Origin of the sequence: Vibrio sp. B1FIG11 (assembly GCF_905175335.1) — a bacterium.
Classification (GTDB): domain Bacteria; phylum Pseudomonadota; class Gammaproteobacteria; order Enterobacterales; family Vibrionaceae; genus Vibrio; species Vibrio campbellii.
Window position 1 is genome coordinate 130,882 of record NZ_HG992752.1, and the last position, 14,876, is coordinate 145,757.

Annotated in this window: 12 protein-coding genes; 5 read left to right on the plus strand and 7 right to left on the minus strand. The window is 46.6% G+C overall.

Annotated features, from left to right (window positions below):
- Positions 1 to 96 precede the first annotated feature (96 nt).
- Together KHO06_RS17415 and KHO06_RS17420 are read left to right on the plus strand one after the other, a co-directional pair.
- Entirely contained in the window at positions 97 to 2,871 is a 2,775-nt protein-coding gene (locus KHO06_RS17415) for a glycoside hydrolase family 3 protein (protein ID WP_212583000.1), read from the plus strand.
- A gap of 197 nt (positions 2,872 to 3,068) precedes the next feature.
- On the plus strand, positions 3,069 to 4,409 hold the full coding sequence (locus tag KHO06_RS17420; RefSeq protein WP_212583001.1) for an MATE family efflux transporter: 1,341 nt from the start codon (positions 3,069 to 3,071) through the stop codon (positions 4,407 to 4,409).
- A gap of 214 nt (positions 4,410 to 4,623) precedes the next feature.
- On the opposite strand, the gene KHO06_RS17425 is transcribed toward KHO06_RS17420, so the two are convergent.
- Positions 4,624 to 6,303, minus strand: a complete 1,680-nt coding sequence (locus tag KHO06_RS17425) for an RluA family pseudouridine synthase (protein WP_212583002.1) — start codon at positions 6,301 to 6,303, stop codon at positions 4,624 to 4,626.
- Positions 6,304 to 6,497: 194 nt separating this feature from the next.
- Here KHO06_RS17425 and KHO06_RS17430 point away from each other — a divergent pair, with 194 nt between their 5' ends.
- Positions 6,498 to 7,295 (plus strand): Cof-type HAD-IIB family hydrolase, encoded by a 798-nt coding sequence (locus KHO06_RS17430; RefSeq protein ID WP_212583003.1) that lies wholly within the window; start codon positions 6,498 to 6,500, stop codon positions 7,293 to 7,295.
- 87 nt (positions 7,296 to 7,382) lie between these two features.
- Here KHO06_RS17430 and KHO06_RS17435 read toward each other — a convergent pair whose 3' ends face one another.
- Genes KHO06_RS17435 through KHO06_RS17445 form a run of 3 tightly spaced genes read right to left on the minus strand, consistent with a single transcriptional unit; the run spans position 7,383 to position 9,350 of the window.
- Positions 7,383 to 7,787, minus strand: coding sequence for a hypothetical protein (locus KHO06_RS17435; RefSeq protein ID WP_182052980.1), 405 nt, complete (start codon positions 7,785 to 7,787; stop codon positions 7,383 to 7,385).
- Positions 7,788 to 7,797: 10 nt separating this feature from the next.
- Positions 7,798 to 8,889: a GGDEF domain-containing protein gene (locus KHO06_RS17440; protein WP_077262554.1), complete on the minus strand. Its 1,092-nt coding sequence runs from the start codon at positions 8,887 to 8,889 to the stop codon at positions 7,798 to 7,800.
- The gene (locus KHO06_RS17445) at positions 8,886 to 9,350 is read right to left on the minus strand and encodes an oxidoreductase (protein WP_212583004.1); all 465 of its coding nucleotides are present in this window, start codon (positions 9,348 to 9,350) and stop codon (positions 8,886 to 8,888) included. The genes KHO06_RS17440 and KHO06_RS17445 overlap by 4 nt, the downstream gene beginning before the upstream one ends.
- 281 nt (positions 9,351 to 9,631) lie before the next feature.
- Here KHO06_RS17445 and KHO06_RS17450 point away from each other — a divergent pair, with 281 nt between their 5' ends.
- On the plus strand, positions 9,632 to 10,003 hold the full coding sequence (locus KHO06_RS17450; protein WP_005428270.1) for a DUF805 domain-containing protein: 372 nt from the start codon (positions 9,632 to 9,634) through the stop codon (positions 10,001 to 10,003).
- A gap of 49 nt (positions 10,004 to 10,052) precedes the next feature.
- On the opposite strand, the gene KHO06_RS17455 is transcribed toward KHO06_RS17450, so the two are convergent.
- The 3 genes from KHO06_RS17455 to KHO06_RS17465 all read right to left on the minus strand — a co-directional run bounded on the left by KHO06_RS17455 (position 10,053) and on the right by KHO06_RS17465 (position 13,626).
- Entirely contained in the window at positions 10,053 to 11,132 is a 1,080-nt protein-coding gene (locus KHO06_RS17455; RefSeq protein ID WP_244858442.1) for a BamA/TamA family outer membrane protein, read from the minus strand.
- 302 nt (positions 11,133 to 11,434) lie between these two features.
- A complete protein-coding gene (fghA, locus tag KHO06_RS17460; protein ID WP_212583005.1) occupies positions 11,435 to 12,274 on the minus strand; it encodes an S-formylglutathione hydrolase in 840 nt (279 codons plus the stop codon).
- 203 nt (positions 12,275 to 12,477) lie between these two features.
- A complete protein-coding gene (locus KHO06_RS17465; protein ID WP_045371086.1) occupies positions 12,478 to 13,626 on the minus strand; it encodes an S-(hydroxymethyl)glutathione dehydrogenase/class III alcohol dehydrogenase in 1,149 nt (382 codons plus the stop codon).
- A 294-nt stretch (positions 13,627 to 13,920) separates the two neighbouring features.
- On the opposite strand from KHO06_RS17465, the gene KHO06_RS17470 reads away from it, so the two are divergent.
- Complete coding sequence (locus tag KHO06_RS17470) at positions 13,921 to 14,739, plus strand: arylamine N-acetyltransferase (protein WP_212583006.1); 819 nt, start codon at positions 13,921 to 13,923, stop codon at positions 14,737 to 14,739.
- The last annotated feature ends 137 nt before the right edge of the window (positions 14,740 to 14,876 follow it).

Below are 14,876 nucleotides of genomic sequence, written 5' to 3' on the forward strand. Positions count from 1 at the left end.
AAGCACGATGCCAATAACGACTTGCGCGACTTTAGTGATCCTTTGTCATTCAGCGCGCTGAAATACGAAATAAAAATGAACGGTTGTGGGTTGTGTATGAACAATAAACAAATTAGCCAAGCGCAAAAGAACCTCGTCCCTGTAAGCCGACAAGCGGCAGCCGAAGGGATTGTACTTCTCAGAAACAATGACGCGGTTTTACCTCTGACCGCGCAAGATACTCTTTCTCTGTTTGGTCGCTGCCAAATTGATACGCACCGCAGCGGCACAGGTTCGGGCGGGGCAGTGAATGTGCCTTATGCGATCAGTGCGCTAGACGGTTTGCGCGCTAATGCAAAGGTTCGTTTGAATGAAGAGTTGGTTGCGGTCTATCAAGATTGGATTGCTGAGCACCCATTTGACGATGGCGGCGGTGGTTGGGCGGCGGAACCTTGGTTCCAACAGGAAATGCCACTGACTGATGAACTTGTGGCCAAAGCGGCATCGAGTTCCAACAAAGCCATGGTGTTTATTGGTCGTACCGCTGGTGAAGACCAAGACAACGCCGACGAGCCGGGCAGCTACCGTTTAACTGCAGAAGAAGCGGACATGATCGCTAAGGTCAATCGCCACTTCAACGACGTGATCGTAGTGATGAACGTCACCAACATCATGGATATGGCGTGGCTAAACACCATCGAAGGCAATCAATCCATCAAAGGTGTGCTCTACAGCTGGGCTGCGGGTATGGAAGGCGGTCATGGTTTGGCGGATATCGTGTCTGGCGATCAATCACCAAGCGGACGTTTGACCGACTCGATTGCTTATGATCTTGCCGACTACCCATCATCGGCGAACTTCGGGCGTAAAGACCACAACATCTACGTTGAAGATATCTACGTGGGCTACCGTTACTTTGAAACCTTCAACCCTGAAGTGGTGCAGTTTGAGTTTGGCGCTGGCCTATCGTACACCGATTTCAGCCGTGATTTGGTCGAGTTCACAACTGAAGGTCAAGGTGCAGATGCTGTGCTGCACTTTGATGTTGAAGTGAGCAACGTTGGCTCTGAATTTGCCGCCAAAGAAGTGGTGCAGCTTTATGTTGAAGCGCCCCAAGGCAAGCTAGGTAAACCTGCTCGCGTGTTGGCGGGCTTTGCTAAAACACAAACACTTAAGCCTGGCGCGAGTGAGTTGGTTCGTATCTCAGTACCTGTTGCTTCGCTCGCTTCTTATGATGACAGTGGCGCGACCAGTCATCGCAGCTGTTATGTGCTGGAAGCAGGTTGCTACCAGTTCTGTATTGGTGAAAGTGTACGTCACGCTAAGCCAGTTGCGGCGACGTACCAATTGGATGACACATTAGTCGTTGAAGTATTGAGTGAGGCTTGCGCGCCAATTCATGAATTTGAACGCATGAAGCCTGCACAAAAGAGCGACAGTGGCACGTATGCGTTGAGCCACGAAATGACGCCACAACGCAGCGTTTCCTTAGCTGAGCGTATCCAAGCTAATATGCCTCGCACGTTCGAACTGACCGGCAACCAAGGCATCAAGTTGATGGACGTGAAACAAGGCAAAGCGAGTCTAGAGGACTTTGTCGCGCAGATGTCACCGGAACAACTTGCCACTATCGTTCGTGGTGAAGGTATGTGCAGCCCGAAAGTGACGCCGGGAACGGCAGCCGCGTTTGGTGGTGTGTCGGACAGCCTGTTTGAACTTGGTATTCCAACGGCAGCGGCAGCAGATGGCCCGTCAGGTATTCGTATGGACAGTGGACATAAGGCAACGCAAGTACCAATTGGCACTTTGCTTGGTTGTACTTGGAACTCCTCCCTAAACGAAGAGCTTTTCTTCCTGATTGGTGAAGAGTTGCGCGCCAACCACATCGATACCTTGCTTGGCCCTGGCATCAATATTCACCGCCACCCTTTGAATGGACGTAACTTCGAGTACTTCTCTGAAGATCCGTTTATGACAGGCGTAATGGCCGCAGCGCAGACTCGTGGTTTAAGCAAAGCGGGTGTGTCGGGCACCATCAAACACTATGCGGCGAACGATCAGGAAACCGCTCGTGTGGATGTGGACAGCATCATGTCTGAGCGTGCACTGCGTGAAATCCATATCAAGCCGTTTGAGATGGCAGTGAAGCAAGGTAATGCGACCACCATCATGACGTCTTACAACCCAGTGAATGGACATTGGGCGGCATCCAACTACGACTTAAACACCACTATTCTGCGTAATGAGTGGGGCTATACCGGCATTGTGATGACGGATTGGTGGGCGAAGATGAATGACCCAATCGAAGCGGGTGAAGAGAGTAAAACCTTTACTTCATTTATGGTGCGTGCACAAAACGATCTTTACATGGTGGTCGAGAACGATGGTGCAGAGAGCAACGCGATGGGCGATGACACGCTACAAGCGCTAGAAAACGGCACATTAACCATTGGTGAGCTGCAACGCTCTGCGATGAATATCTGTCGCTTCATCATGGCTGCTCCAGTCATGGAACGACCGCTGAAAGCTTACGAGCCAATTAAAACCTTTATTGCACAAACTGAGCAACCAAGTGAAGAAACGCATTCCGTTGAACAGGAAATTACCTTGAATACGAAAGTGAACGCTTCGGTTGTGCTTAAGGTGGACGAGGAAGGTGTATACCAGTTCAATGGCATGATGAAGTACGAGCGTGATTCTCTGGCTCAATCTTCTTGCAGTCTATTCCTCAATGGAGACTTCAGTATGACGTTACCAATGCATGGCACGGACGGTGAACTGATTACGGTAGAAGGTTTGAAGGTGAAGTTGAATCCTGGGTTCTACACCTTGGATATTAACTTTGTTAAGCCGGGTTTAGAGCTGGAAAAAATCACGATTATCAAAGAGTAATGGTGAATGATTGGCGTGGATTTATAAGTATAAATAATAGTGTGATTTACTGGATAAATTTCTTCAAAATTCCTCAAAAAGCCACGTGACATTTTGTGCAAAAGATATACAATCCGCGCCACTAAATAAATCAATAATGTTAGCTGCCTCACAGTTTTCTGTGGGGCAGTTTTAGTTGTAGGAAAGGTCCAAAACACATGCCTAAAAGCCAGAATATCAACCAACGTATGTCCATCGTGGCATTGGCTTGGCCGATACTTGTCGAAATTTTGCTACGGACGGCTTTAGGAACCAGTGACGTATTCATGTTGAGTGGTTATTCAGACAAAGCCGTGTCTGCGGTTGGGGTAATCACACAATTAACATTTTTCCTGATCATCGTTTCTACCTTTGTCAGCAGCGGCACGGGTATCTTGATCGCGCAATACAATGGCGCAGGGCGTGAAAAAGACTTCGTTGATGTCGGTGTTGCCAGTATCGCTTTGTCGGTGATTGTAGGTGCTTTCTTGAGTGTGCTGGCTGTGATTGGCGCGGTGTTCTTTTTGCCGTATTACGGGCTAGAAGCTCAAGTTGAGCAGTACGCGCGTGAATACTTGCTGATCAGCGGTGCGATGACGTTCAATGTTACTATCGGTATCGTGTTTACCACGATTCTGCGTAGTCACGGTTATTCACGCTCGCCAATGGTGGTTAACTTAATCTCTGGCGTGTTCAACATCATCGGTAACTACATAGCGCTGTATCAGCCGTTTGGTTTGCCAGTGTATGGCGTGGAAGGTGTTGCAGTAGCGACAGTCGTGAGCCAAGTCATTGGTACGTTATTGTTGGGTGTAATTTTGAAACGCAGCTGCATCGAACTGCCAATGTCTAAGCTTAAACAAGTGCCGAAAGATGTGTTCAAGAAGATCCTAAAAATTGGTGGCATGAACGCGGGTGAAGTGCTGTCTTACAATATGGCGCAGATCTGTATCGTCTACTTTGTGGTGCAAATGGGTACATCGTCACTAGCCGCATTTACTTATGCGCAAAACATCGCGCGTTTCTCTTTCGCGTTTGCTCTAGCGATAGGTCAGGCGGCTCAAATCCAGACGGGTTACTACATCGGTAAAGGTTGGGTAAGCAGCATTTTGAAACGCGTGCAGATCTACTTCTTGGTCGGCTTTGCAGCGTCTACGGCGGCAACGTGTTTGATCTACCTGTTCCACGAAGAGATTCTGAGCGTGTTTACTGATCAGCCAGAAATCTTGGCATTGGCGGGTGCCTTGGTGATGGGTTCTATCGTGTTAGAAGCTGGCCGCGTGTTTAACCTGATCTTCATCTCGGCACTGAAAGGCGCTGGTGACATCAAGTTCCCAGTGCAGATGGGTATTCTCAGCATGTGGGGCTTGGGCGTGGTGTTCTCTTACATCTTGGGTATTCATTTGGGCTACGGCGTGATTGGTGCGTGGATGGCGATTGCTCTGGATGAATGGGTACGCGGCATCATCATGGCAAGACGCTGGCGCTCACAAGTATGGACCAAGTTTAAGGTGAGCTAGCTTCTGCTCACAAAAAACCGAGATTCCAGACATCTCGTTCCTCGATTCTAGAATGACGATGTTCAGCTATGGTGATTGGAAATCTTGTTCTATAACGCGTCATTCCCGATAGCGACGGAGGAGCGCAGTCGGGAATCTCTTGCTCGCTCTACACGTAAAAAAGGCACTGAAATTCAGTGCCTTTTCGCTATCTATTCTGCATGGATAAGTTGTTTTAAAACTCACACTCTGCTTGGAAACACATGCGCTCTTTGCTGTATGGATGGTCCAACTCCAGCATCTCTGCGTGCAAATGCAGACGGTTGGCTTTTTCGCCATACAAGCCGTCGCCAACCATCGCCATGTTCAATCCCATGTGGTGAGCACTGTGTACACGCAGCTGGTGAGTTCGTCCTGTTTTTGGGTACATGTACACCTTGCTGCGTCCATCTTTCACTTCAATTAGCTGCCAGTAAGTTTCAGCAGGCTTACCGTGTTCAAAGCATACTAGCTGACGTGGACGGTCATCCGGATCGCCACGCATCGGTAGCGAGATTACACCTTCAGGCTCGGTCAAGGCACCTTCTAGCAGTGCCATGTAGCGCTTCTGTACGTCGCGAGTGATGAACTGTTTTTGCAGGCTCTTGTTTGCTCGTTTGGTTAAGGCAAATACGAGAATTCCCGACGTCGCCATATCTAAACGGTGAATCACGAACGGCCCTTCGACATCTGGGAACATTGTTTGTAGGCGTGTGTACGCCGAATCCTTGATGGTTTTCCCCGGAACGGAAAGCAGGCCCGAAGGCTTGTTGACGATCACCATGGCTTCGTCTTGGAACAGAATTTCCAACTCTTTATCTTCCGCCCAGTTCTCTGCTAATGGGTTTGGTTCCACATCCAAGCCTTGCAGCATGTGCCCCAAAATCGGCTGACATTTGCTGTTGCAAGATGGGTAGAACTTCTTGTGCTGACGTACTTCAGATTTCGGCGATACGCCCCACCAAAACTCCGCCAAGGCAAGTGGCTGATAACCATGTTTGTATGCGAACTGAAGCAGTTTTGGCGCTGCACATTCACCTGCACCTGCTGGTGGTACTGGATTGGTGGTAGGAGTAAAAATATCTACCAAATCGCGCTCTGCGCTGAGGTTGTCCAAGAAGCGGTATTGCTTATGCAGTTTGTGCTGCAGCGCATTAGACAAATCTTTGCGTTGCTCTTTAAGTTCCGCCAGTTTTTGCTCTAACTCGGTTAAGCGCGCTTCTTTGATTGCCAGCTTTTCGTCCCAAGCTTGTTTGAGGTACTTGAGGACATTCTTCTCAGCCACACTCTGTTTACCCAAATCATCCAGTAGCACTTTCAATTCTTCTGGATTCAGTGTTTGTTCGCCTTGTTTGCGCTGTTGTTTGCGTTCTGCACGACCGGCAATCATCACTTGGCGATGGGCATTCTCTTCTTGCTGATACGCTTCACGGTCGGCTTTGATTTCTGCTTTCAGTTGTGCCAATTCGGGGTTGGCAGCAAAGGCTTTGTATTTCGCGTTCGCAGCATTGATGGCATCTGTCTCACCTCGGAAGAAGCCTTCTTCTGTCAGCATGTCGAATACGGGTGGAACAAAACCAGGAAGCAAGTTTTGATCGGCAATCTTGCCAGAGAAAGCGCTGAAATAGCCAAGTTCACCTTGCGGATTACGCACTAACAAAACACCGAACATTTTGCCGCGACCGTTTTGCTCACCCTCAAGACCGAATTCGTGTTCGAAGTCAGTTTGTGTCATTAGGTGCTGCTGTAATTGCTCTGCAGCCAACACACACAATGGGTGGGGCGTGTAGTAGAACGGAAACGTAAACTGCGCTGGCAATTCGTAGCCAGAAATGTCCGCAGTAAATCGAGTAAAGCATTGTTCAGGCGAGTGCATGAGAGTGAGTCCGCGCGAAATAAAAATCGAGCACGGATTGTACCTGTTTTGGCTGTGATTACTATCTTGAGCCTAGCTTACCTTGTTCAATTCAGCTTGAGATTCACCCAATATCCTGTACCTTAGCGTGATTGTTTTTTGCAGCCGTTTTCATTCGCAGAGTGACCTGTGCTGCTTATTTTTGAGTTGAAGTCATGTCACAAGCTAGCATCAAATTTATTGCCACCGATATGGATGGCACCTTGCTTGACCAATATGGTCGTTTAGACCCCGAGTTCTTTGATCTGTTTTTGCAGCTAGAAGAGAAGGGCATTTTGTTTTCGGCGGCATCGGGTCGTCAGTACTACAGTTTGCGTGATACGTTTGCGCCAATTCAAGACCGTATGATTTACGTGGCGGAAAATGGCACCTTGGTGATGTACCAGGACAAAGAGTTATACAGCTGCACCATTCCAAAATCAGAAATCGATGCGATCATTCAAGCGGCTCGCGAAATTGAAGGTACGCACCTAGTGCTGTGTGGTAAGCGCTCTGCATACATCGAAACTCAAGACCCGAAAGCGTTGGAGGAGTTCCAGAAATACTACCACCGTTGTGAATACGTGCCAGATTTATTGGCCGTAGATGATGAATTCATCAAGGTCGCGATTTGTCATTTTGGTGGCTCGGAAGAGTTAGTGTACCCAACCATCAAAGCGAAGTTTGATGACACGCATCAAGTGGTGGTGAGTGCGAAGATTTGGCTGGATGTCATGAATGCTGAAGCATCAAAAGGTGCGGCAATCAAACATCTTCAAGAAACCATGGGTTTTGGTCCTGAAGAGACCATGACGTTCGGTGATTATCTGAATGACCTAGAGATGCTGCAAGTGAGCGAGCATTCCTACGCGATGGAAAACGCGCACGAAGCGGTGAAGAAAATCGCACGCTTCTCAGCACCAAGCAATCGTGACTCTGGCGTAATGAAAGTGATCAAAGAGAAAGTGCTGTAATTTCTGCCTCGCCAGTTTCGAACATAAAAAAGCCCCGCTACTTAGTGAGCGGGGCTTTTGTTTATCTGACGCTAAGTATGCGCCTACTTAGCGGACGTATTTCGCCGTCGCACTGACAAACCAATGTTGCAACTTGCCATCTGGGTTCTCTACCCACAGGTCGTTATGGTAGCGGTAGATGCGACCATTTACTGTGAGGGCTAGCGTGTTGTCACCGGTTTGCTCCATGCGAATAAACTGATCAGAAGTCACCAAAAACGGTTCCAAATCATCCGTGTTTGCGTCTTTGTACACGACAAAGTAACCAAACATGTTACCCGCGTCAGGGTCTGTAGAATGAATGCGGTGTCCAACCAGCGTGTAGTTGTCGTTGAGTGCTTCTTCGAGAGTTTGCGCACCTACAGTTTCGTGAGATGGGATAAACACCCAAGCCAGCACACCTATCGCGATTACTAGCAGTAATAGCACTGCTCGCATGAAGTTTTTCATCATGGTTATCCGTTTAACGTTGGAATTTCATTTTGTACATGCGCTTATCCGCTAAATTGATCAGGAAGTCAATGTTGTCGGTGTCTTGCGGGTAGCATGCCGCGCCGAGGCTGGTTGATAGAGAGCTTGCTTGGTCGGACGCAAAAATAGGCTTCTCAAACACCACATGAATGTGACGCTTCGCTTCTTCGATATCTTGTTTAACCGTTGAATTAATCACGACAGCAAATTCATCTCCACCCATTCGATAGACTTTAAAGTTATCCAGGGCCATATGCTTCAAGCGCTCAGCGACTTCGGTCAATGCGATATCACCCGCTTGGTGTCCTAGCGTATCGTTAATGTTTTTAAAACCATTTAAATCAAGCAAAAGCAGGGAAAAGGTCGTTCCTGACTCCTGCTTATTTTGTAGGTCAATAAACAAAGCGCTCCGGTTGGCCAAATCGGTCAGTGAGTCGCTTAATGCAAGCTCTTTGTGGAACTTCGATTCTTGTTTATAGAAATAAGTCAGTAAAGCTACCGTGATAACGAAGATGCCTAGCAACAGGTATTGCGCTTGGAGTAGGTCATAGGCCTGTTTTTGTTGCTGCTTATAAAGTGGGCTCGCGACACGGAAGTGCTGGGTAACGTAATCGATCATCTCCATATAGAGGTGTTGTGTCGCGCGATAAAACTGACTGGCCGCAACGCTGTTACCAGTTTTGGCTTCGACTAAAATGGGCTCAAGCTGCTGAAAGCGGTCAAACAAGGAAATAAAGTACACACGAACCTCTTCTCGGGAGAGGAAAGAATCGACTTCTTTGTTATGAATCAAAAGGTCAAAGCGGCTCCAGGCGAGTTCGTATTGTAATTCGGCGCTATCAAAATTATTGATGCTTTCGTTTAGGCGCCTAGCTTCGCCAACCAGTTCCGATAACTCTTTGGATAAATGAAATAAAAACCAAGTCGCTTGGTTTTGTTGATCCGAATAGGTTTTGGTCAGTGCGCGCGTTTCCTGCAGTAGCACGATGTTGGCTACCAGCAGTGTGGAAGCAAAAATCAGAAGTAAGGTTTTGCTTCGGGATGAAAAAGGTCCCTGCTTGGGAACGTTGGGCTGTACTTTCATTCTTCTTCTTTCGTACTGATCCTATTGATTTGCCAAACCATTTGGGAGTGGTAGTAACTGACATCAAGCTCTGGGTATTTTGTGACTGGGTAGATCAGCCAATATGGTCCCTTATTGCGAACCTTGATGTACTTATGGTCTTGTTTATAAGCAATGATAGGTTGGTAACGAAGGATGTCTTCACGTGAAATATAGGAATGGTAGTCATTCATTGCCCGTACTTCGACGTGCTGAGGGACTTCACCGAATGTGTGCTGTAAAAGTGTACTGAGTTTTACGCCATTAAACTCGGCGGGTTTTTCAAGCCAAGGCAGAGCGGTGGTATAAGTGGTTTGAGGCATCGACTCAAGGTCTGACAGTGCCACAACGATATTGGATTTTTCTATACTGCTAAACTGTATCGTGTTTGCAAAAAGTGTGGGTGCAAACAAAAGTAAAGCGAGTACTACGGTTTTTCTCATCTTGTGCCCTTTCAAATTATTGCCCTTGTTTCGGCAGGATCGCGTCATAGGATCGATCTGCTGAAATCTCGGTTATATAGTTATTAATAATAGAGCCAACTTGATGAATTTATATAATACGTTATGGGTGAAAAGTAACCGTTGGTGGAATATACGTCAAGGTTAATAGCAGAGTTAAAAATACAACTATTGAATGAATATGTTATTTCGCTCATTTTGTGCGCATTTTGCATCGCGTTGTCTAACTTTCGCGACACTTTCATCTCATTAGGAGAGACGATATGTTTGATTGGTACTACAAAGTTATCCTCAACTATACCAACTTTAGTGGTAGGGCAAGACGCCAAGAGTATTGGTACTTTACGTTAGTCAATGTGTTGGTCAATTTGGTGATGGGGATCATCGATCGGGTCATTGGCAGCGTGATGCAAATGGACAATTTTGGCTTCTTCGGTGTGATTTATGCGCTGTTTATTATGATCCCGTCGATCGCGGTGACTGTACGTCGTCTACACGATTCAGGAAGAGTAGGTTGGTGGGCGTTAATCGCTTTTGTGCCAATCATCGGTATTTTGGTGCTGTTGTACTTCTTGATTCAAGACAGTGAAGAAGGCTCGAACCAATACGGCGCGAACCCTAAATATCAGTCGTGATAATGACAGACGTGATGGCGGCTGCTTTGATGGTTTGATTAGAGTGGGCTTAGATGCCTGAGCCCACTTGGAAATAGACGGCGCTGTCTTCATCGCTAAAGGCGAAGTCCATGCCTGCTTGTAAGCCGTAACGGCGGGCGATGAGGTAACGAAAGCCGACACCATAAGCGTATTCTGCATCATGTTCGAATAGCGACTCATTTGTTGACGCATAACCAAAGCCACCAAAGATATTGGTCGACCAACGAGTATTCCACTGATAAGTCAGTTGAGACTCCACTGATAAGGTTTCGTCACCTTGATAGCGATTTCTCGCTACGCCACGCAGTTCGATATCAGGGTAAGACGCTGGCGGTAGAAAGCGTTCATCGGTGTAAAGAGACTTGTATTGTCCTCGCAGTGCCAACGACCAATCGTCTGCCAACTCCCAATAGTTAATCCCTTCCACATCCAATTGTTCGTATTCGTAATCACTGCCAATGGCATCGTTGTACCATAGGAACTCCGCTTTGTAGTTGTAGCCTTGAGTGGGACTAAAGAAGTTGTTTCGGTTGTCCCACTCTAGCGTCAACCCTAATCCGGAGGTAGTGGGGGAAGTATTGGTCAGTGTTTGCAGTAGTTTGTCTGCAATAGGAGAGTTGGCGATTTTCTGATCGGTAACGAAATAGAGCTGCTTCACACCAACAAACAGCGGCGCATCAATAATGCGGTATTGAAGATGATTGAGCATGCCGCCGCCAGTAATCTCGAAATCTAATCCCTGACCATTGAATACGCTGTCTAAACCCGGCAGCGTAGATTGCGGGTAGAAAGTCATATTGAAGTCGCCATAACCGACGCCACCAAGGTAACGAACCGTGTCTTGTGCCCAAGTGCGGCGATGGCCAGCAAACCCCATCCAAGTACCGTTTTCGGTTGCGAAGCCACCCACAGCGGTAATAGCAGGAGTCAAAAGTTGAGCACCGCCATCGAGTGAGGTTTCCGCAAGTTTGCGCCTTTTTTCTCGCTGCTCATCGGATTCATGCAAAAACACACCAGTAAAACCCAAGCCGTAGCCGACAGCAGGTTCGGTAATCACAATAGGTACTGGCAAAAAGCCGTAGGCGTTTTCAGCAAGGTATTCGCCCATATCTAATTGCCCATCAATAGGATCGAAAAAGCTTATCGCCTCGGCAATAGGAGAGGTCGCTAACAACCCGAAGCAAGTCGAGGTTAACAGGACTGACGTTGTTTTTTTTCATAGAGTGCTAGCAGTAATTGAATGATGTTCAATTACAAGTTAGACGTCATTTCGCTAAATTTCAATGGAGTTATGTAAAGGTAAAGTGAGTGTTTTTAGAACACAAAAAGCCACCCAATAATTGGATGGCTTTGTATAGAGAAGATTATTAAACCGTTTGGTTTTCCGCGCTCTTCTATTTGCTTGCGGCGTTAAGCAAATAAGTACTTAGCGTGGAAGTTCAAGTGATCAGCGATAAAGCTCGAGATAAAGAAGTAGCTGTGGTCGTAACCCGGCTGCATACGCAGTTCGACTTCAGAATCATGGGCTTTTGCTGCCGCCAGTAACACATCAGGTTTTAATTGCTCAGCAAGGAAGTTATCTGCATCACCTTGGTCTACCAAGATTGGCAATGGTGATTTTGCTTGCTTTAGCAACTCGCTTGCGTCGTACTGCTTCCAGCTTTCGATATCAGTGCCTAGGTAAGCGGTAAACGCTTTTTGGCCCCAAGGACATTGCATTGGGTTACTGATTGGGCTGAACGCTGAAATTGAACGGTACTGATCTGAATTTTTCAGACCAATGGTGATTGCACCGTGACCACCCATGCTGTGACCCGAAATCGACTTAACATCTGAAACAGGGAAGTTGTTTTCAATGATCGCAGGCAATTCTTTGGTGATGTAATCGTACATATGGTAGTGGCGTGACCATGGCTCTTGAGTGGCGTTTAGGTAGAAACCTGCGCCTTTACCCAGATCGTAGTTTTCGTCGCCTGCAACGTTGTCACCACGTGGGCTGGTATCCGGTGCCACAATGGCGATACCTAACTCAGCCGCCATGCGAAACGCACCGGCTTTCTGCATGAAGTTCTCATCGGTACACGTCAAGCCAGACAACCAGTAAACCACAGGCACTGGGTTTGATTTGGTTGCATTTGGTGGCAAGAAGATCGCGAAGCGCATGTTGCAGTTCAAAGAGCGAGATTCGTGAGTGTACTGTTTATGCCAACCACCGAATACTTTGGCTTGGCTTAGGCTTTCAATGGTCATGTATAATCTCTCGATAAAACAATGTTTAGTTAAAGTAATCTTTAATTAAAACAGTGAATATTTAAAACAATGATTTTAACGGCGGACAAGACCGTTAAAGACAGCGGATGGCTCTCTTCCCAAAAGAAAACGTGTTCAAGAAAGAAGAGAGCCTATTTCAAATTTTCAAATATCAGTCACATTACGTGAGCCGTTATCTTGGATTACTTATCCATGTGAAGAACAGTACGGATCGATTCACCTTTGTGCATCAATTCGAATGCTTCGTTCACGTCTTGTAGACCCATTGTATGCGTGATGAATTCTTGTAGACCGAACTCACCAGCCATGTAGCGGTTTACGATTTCTGGAAGCTCTGAGCGGCCTTTAACGCCACCGAAAGCAGAACCACGCCATACGCGACCAGTTACTAGTTGGAATGGACGAGTTGAGATCTCTTGACCTGCACCAGCAACACCAATGATTACTGACTCACCCCAACCTTTGTGACAACATTCAAGTGCTTGACGCATCACGTTTACGTTACCGATACATTCGAATGAGTAGTCAACACCACCGTCTGTCATCTCAACGATAACGTCTTGGATTGGTTTGTCGAATTTTTGTGGGTTGATGCAATCAGTTGCGCCAAGTTGTTTTGCTAGTTCGAACTTGCTCTCGTTGATGTCTACACCGATGATCTTGCTTGCACCAGCCATACGAGCACCGATGATTGCAGAAAGACCGATACCGCCTAGACCGAATACAGCAACAGTGTCGCCTTTTTCAACTTTAGCTGTGTTTAGTACCGCACCCATACCAGTGGTTACGCCACAACCTAGAAGACAAACTTCTTCAAGTGGTGCTTCTTTGTTTACTTTTGCTAGTGAGATTTCTGGAAGTACAGTGTACTCAGAGAAAGTAGAACAACCCATGTAGTGGAAGATTGTCTCACCGTTTACAGAGAAGCGGCTTGTGCCGTCTGGCATTAGGCCTTTACCTTGAGTTTCACGAACTGCCTGACATAGGTTTGTTTTGCCAGATTTACAGAACTTACACTCACCACATTCTGCTGTGTAAAGCGGAATTACGTGGTCGCCAACTTCAACGCTTGTTACGCCTTCGCCAACCATTTCAACGATACCGCCGCCTTCGTGGCCAAGGATTGAAGGGAAGATACCTTCTGGATCGTCACCTGATAGAGTGAATGCGTCAGTGTGACAAACACCAGTAGCAACGATGCGAACAAGAACTTCGCCAGCTTTTGGAAGTTGTACATCAACTTCTTCCATTTTTAGCGGCTCACCTGCAGCCCATGCAACCATTGCTTTTGATTTAATGTGAGTTTGACCTGGTTTGATTTCAAGTGCCATTGGATGTTTCCTTTATATTCTCAGTATATAGAGTGACGTCATAAGCGTAGTTGAGTGTTTCTCTCTGCGCTGCGTCGTTTTGTTGGTGCCCATTTTAGGTGTTTCACGAAAAATGATAATCCGGTTAAATTGAAAATGATTTTTACGCATCTGTAATAATGGGTAGTTGGAACTGTTATCTGTGCAAGCAAGCAAATAAATAAGTACCAGAAAAATCGCATTGCCGTTTGACCTTAACTGTGGTTGAGGTTTTATTGTGTCGCCACGACGAAGAAACAGCGAGTTAGGATCAAAATGAACAACACGGATTTACAGGCTTACTTGGATAAAATAGGTGTTGCACAAGCCTTAGACATCAACATTGAATTATTGTTCAAGTTGCATATCAATCAACAGAGAAAATTACCGTTTGAGAATTTTGATATTGCGTTAGGAAAGGGTGTATCCATCTCTGAACGAGACATTATCGACAAATTGGTTTATCACAACCGTGGGGGATATTGCTTTGAGTTGAATGGCTTGCTTTTAAGGGTACTGCAAACTCTTGGGTTTGATGCGCGACCATTATTGGGACGGGTGCATTTATCGGGTACACCGTTAGGCAGGACGCATCAGTTTACTTTGGTCACCATGGGCGATGAAAAGTGGATCGTCGATGCTGGCTTTGGCGCTAATACACCGAGAGCACCATTACCATTTATTCTTAATCAAGCCATTCATACCGACATCCAAACGTTTCGTTTTATTGAAGACCAGCGCGTTGGCTATATGCTTCAAGTTCAATCTTATGATGATGATGAAAGTCAGTGGCTTGATATGTACAGCATGGACTTTGAACACGTGTTTGATGGCGACATTGTCTGTGGCAATCACTTTGCCTCTACCTCACCCGCTTCACGCTTTACCTCAAGTCGAGTCGCCACCTTGTCGACAGAGTCGGGGATCATCACACTGGCGAATTACACCTTAAAGCATCGTGCTAACGGTGAGGCGACGGAGATTGAGCTTGAAGCAGGCCCGGCTTACCTATCTGCACTCAAACAACACTTTGGTATTGAGCTGGATGCGGAATATCAAGATCTGAAACCGCTACCGATCGCATCGCGTGTCTAAATGGCCCAGCCATTAAACTTTACTTAAATATATAGTGAATTTTAATGGTTGGGATAGGTCTATATTGTGTTTTTTATTACTTTAAGTTTTTGATTATAAATAGCGTGAACGAGAGTCTCAAAACTGAACTGTGTACG